This is a genomic window from Marinitoga lauensis (assembly GCF_004135675.1).
Lineage (GTDB): Bacteria > Thermotogota > Thermotogae > Petrotogales > Petrotogaceae > Marinitoga > Marinitoga lauensis.
Genome location: NZ_QHLX01000001.1, coordinates 273980 through 287435, shown reverse-complemented (window position 1 = coordinate 287435; position 13456 = coordinate 273980). Strand labels below are relative to the sequence as shown.

Here is a 13456-nt window from a genome sequence, read left to right as displayed (position 1 = left end):
TTCACACCGCCTTTTCAATTGCAGTTAAAGGAAATAAAGGAATTTGATACTCTTTGTTTTTTGTTAGTTCCTCTTTTATTATTTCAGGAGTTAAAAATAAATTTGAATAATATTTCCCGTTGCAGGTTATAAAATATTTAGCTCTTTTTAAAACAACACCCATTTTTTTCAATTTATCAAAAGTTATAGGAGCATATTTTCTGGCTTTAATAATGGTTAGAGCGGATTTGATACCTATTCCAGGCACTCTAATCAATGTTTCGTATGAAGCTTTATTAACTTCAATAGGAAAGTAATGAAAATTTCTCAAAGCCCATGATGTTTTTGGATCAATATTTTCATCTAAGAATGGGTGTTTATTGTCTAAAATTTCATCGGCAGAAAACTTATAAAATCTTAAGAGCCAATCTGCTTGATATAATCTGTTTTCACGCTTTAAAGGTGGTTTTATATCCGGGAGTCTTTTGTCGTTATTTACTTTTATGAACGCAGAGTAATAAACTCTTTTCATATTAAATTTTTTATACATACCTTCTACTAATTTTAAGATTTTCAAATCACTTTCAGGTGTAGCCCCAACAATCAGTTGAGTGCTATGGCCTGCTGGAACAAACAAAGGAACTTTTTTGTATTTTTTGCGTTCTTCTATATTTGCCAGAGCATTTTGACCAATAAAACTCATAGGTTTTATTATTGTTTCTTTCTTTTTCTGAGGAGCTAATAAATTTAAACTTTTTTCGCTTGGAAGCTCTATATTTACACTAAGTCTGTCAGCATAAAATCCAGCTTCTCGTATGAGTTTTAAATCAGCACCAGGAATTGCTTTTAAATGAATATATCCATTGTAATTCTCTTCAATTCTTAATTTTTTTACAGCCTTTAACATCTGTTCCATTGTATAATCTGGATTTTTTATAATAGCAGAACTCAAAAATAGTCCCTCGATATAATTTCTTTTATAAAAATTAATGGTGAGATTTACCACTTCATCAACTGTGAAAGTAGCTCGTTTAATGTTATTACTGGCTCTATTGATACAATAAGCACAATCGTATATACATGCATTTGAAAATAAGATTTTTAGAAGTGATATACATCGTCCATCACCTGTCCAGCTGTGGCAAACGCCGCTTGTAACCGTGTTACCAAGACCTGTTTTAGAATTTCCCCTGTCGCTACCGCTTGAAGAACATGAAACGTCATATTTTGCAGCAGAAGATAAAATTTTTAATTTTTCGTTTATATCCATAGCAATCACCACTTTTAAGTAATTTATTTTATTTCGTAGATACTTATATTATACTACTTAAAAGTATAATAGTCAACTATATAATGTAAAAAATATGTTAGGAGGTGTATGTATGAAAAAATTTCTTTTTTTATTGGCATTTTTAGTTTTGATTATAAGCGCTTTTTCAATTTCAGAAGGAGAATGGATAATCACAAAAGATAAGCTGAATTTACCAGGAGAATATTTTGATGGTGAGAATTATTTCTGGAGAGCAGATTATCATCTGGAAGATTTAAAAGAAGCAACGGAGTTAAATTTGAAAATACATAACATTACTGATGATTCTACGATTTTGTTTTTTGATGAGGGAAACAATGAAAAGAAAAACTGGGAATACATAAAAAAACTTCTTGATGGTGCAAAAAAATTTGTGTGGGCTGCTATATATGATATTAATTATTATCCTTTTATCCAGGAATTGAAAAAGTTAAAGAAAAAAGGAATAGATGTAAAGGTTGTATATGAATTGAATAATTTAAATTCATATATAAACGGATTAGATAATTCAGGAATAGAAACCAAACACGATAAAAATTATAAACTCATGCATGATAAATTTATAATCATAGATGGATATTGTGTATTAACAGGGAGCACAAACTTTACAAATAATGGATTTAAATATAATTCGAATAACTCTATAGTGATTTTTTCCAATGAACTTGCACAGGATTATATGAATGAATTTAAAGAAATGTTTGAAGGGTATTATGGTAAAAATTCTCTTGATAATAAACCTTATAAAAATGTAGAATTTGATAGTGGATTAATAGAACCTTATTTTACTCCTGAAGATGATTTAACTGATAGGATTATAGAATTAATAAATAAATCAGAAAAAAATATTGATGTTATGATATTTACTTTTAGTAAAAGAGAAATAGCAGATGCTCTTATAAAAGCGAAAAATATAGGCATAAATGTAAGAGTAATAGCAGAAGAATATCAATCAAATTATGGTTGGGCACAAATAGAGCATTTAAAAGAAAATGGTGTTAATGTCATTTTAGATAAAAACGATAGAACGTTTCATCATAAAGTCATGATAATAGATGGAAAAATAACTATAACAGGTTCTTTTAACTTTACAAATTCTGCACAATATTATAATGACGAAAATTCTCTAGTTATTCATAGTGAATATATTTCTAAAGGGTATGAGAAGGAATTTAATAGGCTATGGGAAAAATATACTAAATAATTGGAAATATAAATTGTAAGGCTTTCCACAAGACACGGAAAGTCCAGACTGTTGACAAAATAAAATAAGAAAAATAATATGAGCAAATCCTAAACATTTCGCGGAGCGAAAGGTTTAAGGTTATTTTTTTTTATAATAAAAATATCTTTCTTAACCCCTTTGCGAAGCAAAGAGTTTAAGAATTTTCACCGGATGAGCGAATATTATTTGATTATTTTATTTTGTACTTTGTCTACAAACTGAACTTTCCGCAAAGCGGAAAGCCTTATTTTGTATTCTGACGACTACCGGGTTTTATAATAGGAATATTTTTTTTACATAATGGACAATTATCAGGTTCATATGTTTTTGCTTCAATTTCCAGAAGAGATTTTATTGGTAAATTATTTAATTTCTCTTTTTTACTTCTATTTACTATACAGCCAAAACCTATAATTTGCGGGTTGAATTCTTTTAAAGTTTCATAAACTTCTAATGTTGATTTTCCAGTGGTTATAACATCTTCTATGATTATTACTTTTTTGTTTTCTTCAATATAAAAATTTCTTCTCAATTCCATTTGACCTTCTTTATTTCTTTCAGTAAATAAGAATGGAATATTAAAAGCTCTTGCAACTTCGTGTCCTATTATTAAGCCTCCAAGAGCAGGTGAAACAATGTAATCAGGTTTTTCAGCGAATTTTTCTGATAGTGATTTTCCTAATAATTCAGCATATTCAGGGTATTTTAAAACCTGTGCGCATTGAATATATGTATCTGAATGTAATCCTGAAGATAGTTTGAAATGACCATTTAAAATAGTTTTTGTATCTTTCAAAAGATTTAATATGTCCATATTACTATCCCTCCTGATAATATTTATTAATCAATGAATTGAATTCAATAGCCTTCTTTCTTGGATTTTCATCAAATATAATAGCTCTTGAAACATTAACGACTATATTCTTATAACCATTTAAATTTCTGAATAATTCTTCAACATCTCCACCTTGAGTTCCAATTCCTGGTATTAGAAATATCATATTTTCTGAAATGTTTGTAATTTCATTTATATATCTGGCATTTGTTGCACCAACTACTATACCGATTTTGTTTCTATGTTTTTTATTTAACTCGTTCATTTTTTCCGTTATTTTTAAATATAATTTTTCCGGTATTTCAAAATCATAAGCTCCTTTATTTGAGGTTAAAGCTAATGCAAAGAGATGGGCATTATCGTATTCTAAATATGGTTCTAAGGTATCTATACCCATAAAAGGATTTATTGTTAAGGAGTCAACCTTTAATCTTTCAAAGTAGTGTTCTGCATATGCTTTGGCGGTATTTCCTATATCTCCTCTTTTTGCGTCCAAAATTATTGGGATTTCAGGGTTTTGTCTTATGTAATTTATAGTGCTTTCTAATATTTCTAATCCTTTTGGACCTAACTTTTCATAAAACGCGATGTTTATTTTATATCCGCATGTGAGATCATAAGTTTCATCTATTATCTTTTTGTTAAAATCAAAAACATCGCCATTAATCCTTTTATAATCGCTATCCAATCCAACAAGTAAGACTGAACTGTTTTTTTCTCTTATCTTTAAGTATTTATCAAACATAATATCCCTCCACAGCACAAGATAAAATATCTTCATATTTTTCTTTTTTAAAATACTTATTTAAATCATTTATAATTTTTATAGGCATTTCTGGGTCAGCCATTACTCCTGCACCAATGCCAACTAAATTAGCTCCAGCCATTATAAATTCAATAGCATCTGTATAATCGAAAACTCCACCCATGCCAATAATAGGTAAATCTTTGAATTTTCTTCTTATTCTAAAGATTGTAGCAAGTGCAATAGGTTTTATTGCAGGACCGCTATATCCTCCAAAACCTCTTTTTAATATAACAGTCTTTTTTTCAATGTCTATTTTCATACCTTTTGGTGAATTGATTAAGGTAACTCCATCTGCTCCGCCTTTAACTGCTGCTGAAACTAAATCTTCTAGAAATGTTTCAACACCAAATTTTACAAAGATAGGTTTTTTAGAGATTTTTTTGGTTTCTTTTACTAAATCAAATATTGCAATTTCATCTATACCCAGTGGTATTCCGCTTTTTCCAACGTTTGGACAGGATAAATTCAATTCGAAAAGAGCCGCGTTAGAATTATTTAATTTTTCAATTAAATTTAGATAATCTGATTTTGTATCTCCGCCTATGCTTAAAATTACATTTGTATTTAATGTTTCTAAAAAAGGTAAATCCTTTTGTATAAATTTTTCTATACCGGGATTTTGCAAACCGATAGAATTTAATATGCCTGCTTTTACATTGACTATTCGTGGAGGTGGATTTCCTATTTTTTCATCAGGGTTACCGTTTTCGCGGTAAATCCTCCCAATAAATTTAAGTCTATATAATTTGATAATTCTTTTCCATTTCCTCCAGGCCCAGAAGATATGATAATAGGATTTTTAAAATCAATTCCACATATATTTACCATTCTAAATCCACCTCGCTTAAATCGAAGATAGGACCATCCTTACAAATCATTTTTATTCCATCATTTGTTTTGATAGGACATCCTTTGCACATTCCAATCCCGCAACCCATTCTCGCTTCCAATGATGCAAAAATCTTATAGTCCATGAATTTTTTCTGAGTATATTTGATAAAATTCAAACTTCCACAGACTAAAAATCCATCATCGTTTGAAATATTTAAATTTTCCGCTTTTTGTAAAGGATTAATTCCTTCTTCTATGTCTATGTGCAAATGTTTGATGTTTAATATTTTTTTTATTTCAGGAATTACAAAACCATATATTTGTTCTCTAACTAATTCAGGGTATTTTTCAGAAAAGTGTATTAAAGGGGCAGAACCGCAATCACCACCTAAAAGTACATACTTTTTATTTTTATGTAATTTTTCTATAAAAGGTATTCCGTATGGTCCTCTGAGTTCTAATGAGTCACCTATTTTTAAATTTTTCATCTCTTTTGTCATTTTTCCTACAACTGCAATTAAAAACTTTATTATTTTACCTTCCTGATAAATTACAGAAAATGGTTTTCCAAAATCAAATTGCTTGAGTTTTAACATAACAAATTGTCCTGGTTCAATATTAATTTCTTTCTCTGTTTTTATAGTTAATAGTATATAATTTTCTGTGGTTTTAATATCTTGAACTATGGTATTTACCATAATTTCACCTCACTATATTTTATGTCTCCATTGACTATGGTAATTAAAACTCTTCCACTTAAGTTTTTATAAGGTAAATTCTTACCTTTTGAATAGATTTCTCCATTCCATTCTTTTTCTGGATCTATTAAAACAAGATCTGCGATATATCCTTCTTTGATATCTCCAATATTTTCTAAAGAAAATACCTTTGTTGGATTGTATGTAACTTTTTCGATTAAATAATCTAAATCAATCTTGTATTTTTTATATATCTCAAAAAGAGCTGGAAAAAATATATCTAATCCTGATATTCCATTTGGAGACTCTGTATAACTTCTGTTTTTTTCCTCTAAAGAATGTGGAGCATGGTCGCTAATAATAATATCTATATAATCAATATTTTCTATTAAATATTTTTGAGTTTCTAAATCTGGCAAAGGTGGATTGATTTTTTTTAAGGTATTTTTTTCAGGATTATTTAAAAGTAGATGATGAAATGTTGCCTCGCATGTAGCATTTATATTATTTAATTTAGCGTATTTAATTAAATCGATGCTATTTTTTGTTGATATATGGGCTACATGGACATGACTTTTAGTAAATTTCGATAACTCAACGTCTCTGGCAATCATCAATGACTCAAATATTTCCTTTTCTAAAAAACGTTTATCTTCACAGTGATTGATAATAACTCCATTAAAGTTTTTAACAGTTTCCAGTGCTTTTAACATTATTTCATCATTCCATATAGGATCGCCATCATCAGAAAAAAAGTTATATCCATAATTATGAAACGCGTTTAAATCATTTAATTCTTTCCCCTGACGCTCTTTTGTTACTGATGGAATAGGGATTATTTTTGCCAGATTAACTTCTTTTGCAGTATCTTCAACATATTTAATGGTTTTTAAATTATCCATTGCAGGCATAGTGTTTGGCATAACACCCAGGGTTGTAACGCCGCCGTGAACGGCAGCGCGCAATCCTGAACTAATTGTTTCTTTATATTCAAAGCCAGGCTCTCTTAAATGGGTATGCATATCAATAATTCCAGGAATTAAAAACAATCCTTTTGCATCAATTGTAAGATCTGCTTTTTTTTCATTTTTTGATATTTCATTTATCTTATTATCCTTAATATATAGGTTATAAATTCCCTTTGTGGAATGGGATATAATATGTGCATTTTTTATTAATAAATCCATATTTTCACCTAAATATTCCAGATTTCGTCATAATTATGTGGTGTTTCACAATATTCGCACACCAACTTGCCATTTTCATCTTTTACAAAAGAGCCTTTTACATTTTCACCATGTATTGGGTTTGTTATACAATTTTCATTTTTACATTGTAATTCTTCAAAACCATAAACCTTTGGTGGAAGTTTTATTCTATATTTTTCTGTAACTCGTGCATTTTTTATAATATTTACAGTTACATTTGGTGAAATTGCCGATAATTTTTTAATTTCCTTTCTTGAGAGATATCTATCTGGCAAACTGATGTATCCCTTTAAATTTCCATCTTCAGATTTAAATATTCCATCTGCGCTATCAACATCATATAATTTCATTATTTTTCTAATTTTCATAATGGTGGAGTAGATTTCATCTGAAGTTTTACCTTTAGCAATATGGTCAATAACCGTTCCGTTTGTTATAGGTTTAATTCCTCTTTTTCCTTCTTTCTGAATACCTTTTGTTCCGTTGATAATAGGAGCGTTTATTATAAACTCTTCATCTGTTACATCTTTTTGTGGTTTTAAATCAAAGTCTGCTTTTAAAGCACCACCAAACATTGATAGTAATATAATTCTTGTCCAATAACCATTAATTGCTTGTTTTTCCCATCCATTTAAAGGCAATTCGTCTAAGAAGGTAGGAATAGTAGGGTATACTTTATGTCTTGGAAGAGGATGATAGAACTTAACGTTTTGAGGAAGTAAGGAAAGGAATTCTTTTTTGAAGGTTACAGCTTTTCTTAAGATAAACTCTTTTTCTAAAATATCTTCACCCATTCTTTCGAGTTGTAATCTTGTGAAATACCAAATTTTTGCAATATCTTTTTGTTTTAAATAGTTATCAATTGTATCGAAAATTCTAACTTCAAATCCATTTTTTCTCATTTTTTCAATATAATGTGAAGGCATTGAAATTTCTTCAGGAGCAATCAAATCAACCATAACATTTTTAAAGATTTTTAAACCATTAACCTTTGAGTGAACAGTTCTTCCGTGTAATAAATCACCAACAAGAGCTATATGAATAAAAGAATTATCAAAATTATTTTTTCAAGGAAAGTAAATTCATCGAGAAGTTCTTGAGTAGGATGTTCATGTTTACCGTCGCCAGCGTTTATAAAAGAGGGAATTGGAAGGTTATTTCTAATAGCAAACTTTGAAACAGATTCGGAAAGTAATTTAGTAGTACCTTCAAGTTTTGTTCTTAAAACGAAAATAGAATAGTCGCTATAGCCGGTAAGCATATTAAATGTATCAACGTAACTTTCTTTTTTATTAAATGAAGAATGACTTGAATCAAAGATAGTAACTTTAGCATTTCTGTGGAATTTAGCAGCATTGATGAAGGATTCTTTTGTACGGGTACTTGGTTCAATAAAAACAATATAAATGCCAACATTTTTATTAATCATGAATTCAGATAAATCTTCTTTATTTAACCATTTTTGCTTTAAACGATGAGTTTGCCTATACAAAAATAGCTGTTCATCGACATTTAAATCGTTAATAACGGTGAGTGATCTACCTAAAAAATCATTTCTCACTGTTTCCATTTTAACACCTCCCAAGAAAATTTATTCTCGAGAGAGAATAATACACAAAAAAACAAACAAAATCAATTAACAAAATGTAACGATGATTTTAACGACACAATATATTGTATTCAATACTTTGATGTAATAGTTTATATAGAACTATTTGAGATTTTGAAATTAGTGTATAAAACAAAAAACTCCCCAAAAGTTGGGGAGTTTTTGTGGTGGCCAGGGACAGAATCGAACTGTCGACACCTGGATTTTCAGTCCAGTGCTCTACCAACTGAGCTACCTGGCCATCTAATAAAATGGTGGGTGCTGCAGGGATCGAACCTACGACCTTCTGCTTGTAAGGCAGACGCTCTCCCAGCTGAGCTAAGCACCCACTCGTTTTCTGGCGCCCCCAACGGGATTTGAACCCGTGCCTTTGGCGTGAAAGGCCAATGTCCTAGGCCGCTAGACGATGGGGCATATCCGGTTACATTTCCCTTCGCAACCGAGATATATAATATCAGAAAAATCATTAAAAGTCAAGAAAAATAATATTGAGTTTTTGTAAATTCTTAAAAACACTGACTTCACACTAACTTAAAATTACTTTTATTTTGTTTTAATATTTTTTTTGATAAAATCGCGGTGTAAATAAGTGAATTTGAAAATTGAATAGTTGTAGTATCCTCTTCCTGTATAATCCCAGGAATATGGCCTGGGAGTCTCTACCAGACAGCCGTAAACTGTCTGACTACAGGAAGAGGGGTGTGGGTTATTATATTACCTGAAATCACGCCTCTCTTCCTGAGAGGCGTTTTTTGTTTTTTTAGATAAAGATAAGGAGGTAAAGTATGTCAAAAGTGCTTATCATTGCAGGTAGCGAATCTGATAGGGAATTTGTTAAACAAGCTTTAACTCTGTTTGATGAATGGAGCGTGGAGTATGAATTCAAAATATTCAGTGCTCATAGAAATCTTCTTGAGTTAACGGAATATATGAAAAATCTTTCTTCTGAATTTAAAGTTGTAATCGCTGTTGCTGGTCTTGCTGCTGCCCTCCCAGGTGTTGTTGCCTCATTAACCTCTCTTCCTGTAATTGGTGTGCCTCGTGATGTTGGACCTCTTAATGGAATTGATGCACTTCTTTCTATTGTTCAAATGCCAAAAGGTGTTCCAGTTGGAACTATGGGAATAGGGAATCATGGAATGAAAAATGCAGCATATTTTGCAAAAAGAATATTAGATGTGGAGGGAAAATAATGAAAAACGGAGAAATGAAATTATTATATGAAGGAAAAGCTAAAAAAATCTACGAAAGTTCTTTAGATGAGGTTATTATATATTTCAAAGATGATGTAACTGCGTTTAATGGAGAAAAAAAGGATTCTATTATAGGCAAAGGAAAGATAAACAAAAAAGTTACTATTTTTTTCTTTAAAATGCTTGAAGAAAAAGGAATTCCAACTCATATGATATCTGATATAGATGAAAATTCTTTTCTTGCTAAAAAAGTGGAAATAATTCCTCTTGAAGTTATAGTTAGAAATTACACAGCAGGTAGTTTTTGCAAAAGATATGGAATTGAAAAAGGAATTAAGTTGGAAAAACCAATAGTTGAATATTCATTGAAAAATGATGATTTAGGTGATCCGATGATTTGTAGAAATGTTGTTTTATCCTTAAGACTTGTAAAAGAAAATGTTTTGAATAAATTGGAATATTATGCATTAAAAATAAACAATATTCTTTCAAATTTTCTGGAAGAAAAGAATATTATTCTTGTGGATTATAAACTGGAATTTGGAATTTCAAATAATAAGGTATATTTAGCAGATGAAATTTCTCCTGACACATGTAGATTTTGGGATAAAGATACTATGGAATCATTAGATAAAGATGTATATAGAGAAGATAAAGGAGATCTTATAGATAAATATTCAGAATTTGTAAGGAGGATAAATATATGAAAAAATATATTTTTGAAGCATTGATTACATTAAAAAATGGAATATTGGATCCACAAGGATTAGCCACACAAAAAGTATTAAAGAGAATGAAATATCCAATAGATAATGTTAGATTCGGAAAATTGATAACCTTTGAAATTCAAGCAAAAGATAATGTAGAAGCTGAAAAATTAGCTAATGAAATAACCTATAATTCTTTAATAAATCCTGTTTTGGAAAATTATGAATTGAAATTATTAAAGGAGATAGAAGCATGATAAAAGCAGGAATTATAGTTTTTCCGGGAACTAATTGTGATAGAGATGCAGAATTCGCTTTAAAAATGGCTGGATTTAATGTTGAATATATCTGGCATGATTTTGAAAATGTAAAAAAATATGAATTATTATTTATACCAGGTGGATTTTCATATGGTGATTATTTAAGAGCAGGTGCATTAGCTAAATTTTCTCCAATAATGAAAGAAGTGGAGAAATATGTAGAAGAAGATAGAGGATTAGTATTAGGGATTTGTAATGGTTTCCAAATATTAACTGAAGCAGAATTATTGAAAGGTGCTTTAACGAAAAATAAATCTTTAAAGTTTATATGTAGAGATGTAGATGTGAAAGTTATTAATAAAAAAACACCTTTTTCAAAATATATTAAGAAAGAAGTATTGACAATTCCTATTGCTCATGCAGAGGGAAATTACTATATTGAAAATTATGATTATTTAAAAGAAAGGAATTTAATAGCTTTTGAATATTTAAATAATCCTAATGGTTCTATAGGAAACATAGCAGGGATATACAACGAGAAATTTAATGTTTTAGGAATGATGCCACATCCTGAAAGAAATTCTGTAAAAACATTAGGAAATGGAGATGGGTTGCATATTTTGATGTCAATCAGGAGGTCTTTAGAAAATGAATAATTTATATCTGGAATTAGGATTAAAAGATTTTGAATATGAAAAAATAAAAAAAGATTTAAATAGAGAACCAAATGAATTAGAAGTATATATGTATTCTGCACAATGGTCAGAACATTGTGGGTACAAACATTCTAAAGAATTACTCAAAAAATTACCTAAAAATATAGAAAATGAAAATGCAGGATATGTAATGATAGATGATTATGCAGTGGTTTTTAAAGTTGAAAGTCATAATCATCCAAGTGCTGTAGAACCATATCAGGGTGCTGCAACAGGTATAGGAGGTATTGTTAGAGATGTTCTTGCAATGGGTGCAAGACCTGTAGCTCTTCTGGACTCTTTGAGATTTGGCATAAATATTAAATCGAAAAATATTTTTGAGGGAGTTGTATCTGGAATTAGCGGTTATGGTAATTCCATAGGTGTCCCTACAGTTGCAGGTGAAACATATTTTGATGAAAGTTATAATACTAATCCTCTTGTTAATGTTATGTGTGTTGGACTTGCAAAAAAAGATGAATTAGCTTCATCAAAAGCGAATAATGCGGAAAAATTATATGTTTATGTAGGTTCAAAAACTGGAAGAGATGGGATTCATGGAGCATCTTTTGCTTCAAAGGAATTATCGGGAAAGGATGATAGACCATCAGTTCAGGTTGGTGATCCTTTTTCTGAAAAAAATCTTATTGAAGCAACATTGGAAATATTGAAATTAAAAGGCGTTTTAGCCTGTCAGGATATGGGAGCTGCAGGGATTTTGAGTTCATCTTCTGAAATGTCATTTAAAGGCAATCTTGGTTGTGAATTATATATGGATAAGGTTCCATTAAGAGAAGAAAATATGAAACCATGGGAAATACTATTATCAGAATCCCAGGAAAGAATGTTGTTTCTTGTAGAACCAGGTGAAGAGAAGGAAATTGAAAAGATAGCTAAAAAATATTTCTTAGATTATGCAGTTATAGGAAAAACAATAGAAGGAGAAAATATAAGAATATTAAAAGAAGGAAAAGTGCTTTCTGAAATGCCAATATCTTCCCTTGTAGATGCACCTTCTATGTATAGACCTACTGAAGAACCTTTATATATTAAAGAAATAAAAAATAAAAAGTTTGAATTAGATATAGATCTAAAAACAGCATTTTATAAAATTATAAGTAATATCAATATTGTGAATAAATCATGGATTTTTGAACAATATGATTATAAGGTGGGAACAAATACTTTAATCACACCCGGTAAAGCTGATGCTTCTGTGGTATGGATAAAAGATACCAATAAAGGTATTGCTATAACTATTGACGGAAACGGATTATATTCTTATATAGATCCATATGAAGGTAGTAAAAACATCGTGTTTGAAGCAGCAAGGAATTTAGTTTCAGTAGGCGCAAAACCATTAGGGATTACGGATAATATGAATTTTGGTAATCCTGAAGATGATATGGTGATGTGGCAATTCGAGAAGAGTATCGAAGGACTATCCGAAGCGTGTAAAAACCTGAATATTCCTGTTACAGGCGGTAATGTTAGTTTCTACAATGAATCAGAAAATATGGCAATATTACCGACACCAGTAATTGGAATGGTTGGTGAAATAGCGATAGACAAAATGATGGATATGACCTTTAAAAATGTAACGGATAAAGTATATTTAATTGGAAAAGTAGAATTAAATAAAAAGAAAATTGGTGGAAGTATATATCAAAGAATTTTAAGTAATTTTATTGGTGGAGAAATTGATAAAGTTGATCCAGAATTAGAATTAAAATTATATGAAGCAATATGGGATTTAATTGAAAATGAAGTGGTGAATTCCGTTCATGATGTATTTAAAGGAGGATTAACAGTTGCAGTTTTAGAATCAGCTTTAAATGGAGGAAAGGGATTTAAAGGAAATTTAGGAAATAGTTTAGAGGAATTATTTGGTGAAAATCAATCAAGATTTATCTTAACAGTGCCTGCAGAAAAAACAAAAGTTTTGGAAGATATTTTAAAGAGTAAAAATATAGCATTTAAGAATATAGGTGAAGTAATGCCTGATGACTATGGGTTCGATTTAGGATTTGATAAATTCGATTTTGATGAATTAAAGGATATTTATTTTAATTCCATTCAAAAGTATATGGAGGAATAAA

Annotated in this window: 11 protein-coding genes, 3 tRNA genes, 2 pseudogenes and 1 riboswitch; of the genes and pseudogenes, 6 read left to right on the top strand and 10 right to left on the bottom strand. The window is 29.8% G+C overall.

What is annotated here, in order from left to right:
- Position 1 precedes the first annotated feature (1 nt).
- Entirely contained in the window at positions 2-1249 is a 1248-nt protein-coding gene (locus tag DJ007_RS01460; RefSeq protein ID WP_129408008.1) for a putative DNA modification/repair radical SAM protein, read from the bottom strand.
- Between the two features lie 112 nt (positions 1250-1361).
- Here DJ007_RS01460 and DJ007_RS01455 point away from each other — a divergent pair, with 112 nt between their 5' ends.
- Positions 1362-2492: a phospholipase D-like domain-containing protein gene (locus tag DJ007_RS01455; RefSeq protein WP_165973937.1), complete on the top strand. Its 1131-nt coding sequence runs from the start codon at positions 1362-1364 to the stop codon at positions 2490-2492.
- A gap of 265 nt (positions 2493-2757) precedes the next feature.
- Here the strand turns inward: DJ007_RS01455 and pyrE are convergent, their stop codons facing one another.
- The 9 genes and pseudogenes from pyrE to DJ007_RS01410 form a co-directional block, all read right to left on the bottom strand.
- Positions 2758-3327, bottom strand: a complete 570-nt coding sequence (gene pyrE / locus DJ007_RS01450; RefSeq protein WP_129408006.1) for an orotate phosphoribosyltransferase — start codon at positions 3325-3327, stop codon at positions 2758-2760.
- 4 nt (positions 3328-3331) lie between these two features.
- Positions 3332-4093, bottom strand: coding sequence for an orotidine-5'-phosphate decarboxylase (pyrF, locus tag DJ007_RS01445; protein WP_129408005.1), 762 nt, complete (start codon positions 4091-4093; stop codon positions 3332-3334).
- Positions 4086-4984: pseudogene (locus DJ007_RS01440) on the bottom strand (dihydroorotate dehydrogenase). The gene pyrF and the pseudogene DJ007_RS01440 overlap by 8 nt, the downstream one beginning before the upstream one ends.
- Positions 4978-5685: an iron-sulfur cluster-binding protein gene (locus DJ007_RS01435; RefSeq protein ID WP_129408003.1), complete on the bottom strand. Its 708-nt coding sequence runs from the start codon at positions 5683-5685 to the stop codon at positions 4978-4980. Before DJ007_RS01435 ends, DJ007_RS01440 begins: the two are co-directional and overlap by 7 nt.
- Complete coding sequence (locus DJ007_RS01430) at positions 5679-6872, bottom strand: dihydroorotase (protein ID WP_129408002.1); 1194 nt, start codon at positions 6870-6872, stop codon at positions 5679-5681. Before DJ007_RS01430 ends, DJ007_RS01435 begins: the two co-directional genes overlap by 7 nt.
- 8 nt (positions 6873-6880) lie before the next feature.
- Positions 6881-8454 (bottom strand): annotated as a pseudogene (locus tag DJ007_RS01425) (bifunctional aspartate carbamoyltransferase catalytic subunit/aspartate carbamoyltransferase regulatory subunit).
- 213 nt (positions 8455-8667) lie between these two features.
- Positions 8668-8743 (bottom strand) — tRNA-Phe (locus DJ007_RS01420).
- Positions 8744-8754: 11 nt separating this feature from the next.
- Positions 8755-8830 (bottom strand) — tRNA-Val (locus tag DJ007_RS01415).
- A gap of 10 nt (positions 8831-8840) precedes the next feature.
- Positions 8841-8915: transfer RNA gene (locus DJ007_RS01410), tRNA-Glu, on the bottom strand.
- Positions 8916-9108: 193 nt separating this feature from the next.
- Positions 9109-9210: riboswitch (purine riboswitch) on the top strand.
- A gap of 77 nt (positions 9211-9287) precedes the next feature.
- Between DJ007_RS01410 and DJ007_RS01405 the strand changes: the two genes are divergently transcribed.
- Genes DJ007_RS01405 through purL form a run of 5 tightly spaced genes read left to right on the top strand, consistent with a single transcriptional unit; the run spans position 9288 to position 13455 of the window.
- Entirely contained in the window at positions 9288-9695 is a 408-nt protein-coding gene (locus tag DJ007_RS01405) for a 5-(carboxyamino)imidazole ribonucleotide mutase (RefSeq protein WP_129408001.1), read from the top strand.
- Positions 9695-10402 carry a phosphoribosylaminoimidazolesuccinocarboxamide synthase gene (gene purC, locus DJ007_RS01400; RefSeq protein WP_129408000.1) on the top strand — a complete coding sequence of 236 codons (708 nt, stop codon included), beginning with the start codon at positions 9695-9697 and terminating at the stop codon, positions 10400-10402. Before DJ007_RS01405 ends, purC begins: the two co-directional genes overlap by 1 nt.
- Positions 10399-10659, top strand: a complete 261-nt coding sequence (purS, locus tag DJ007_RS01395; RefSeq protein WP_129407999.1) for a phosphoribosylformylglycinamidine synthase subunit PurS — start codon at positions 10399-10401, stop codon at positions 10657-10659. Before purC ends, purS begins: the two co-directional genes overlap by 4 nt.
- Positions 10659-11318, top strand: a complete 660-nt coding sequence (purQ, locus tag DJ007_RS01390; protein ID WP_129408247.1) for a phosphoribosylformylglycinamidine synthase subunit PurQ — start codon at positions 10659-10661, stop codon at positions 11316-11318. The genes purS and purQ overlap by 1 nt, the downstream gene beginning before the upstream one ends.
- The gene (gene purL, locus DJ007_RS01385) at positions 11311-13455 is read left to right on the top strand and encodes a phosphoribosylformylglycinamidine synthase subunit PurL (protein ID WP_129407998.1); all 2145 of its coding nucleotides are present in this window, start codon (positions 11311-11313) and stop codon (positions 13453-13455) included. Before purQ ends, purL begins: the two co-directional genes overlap by 8 nt.
- Position 13456: the final 1 nt, after the last annotated feature.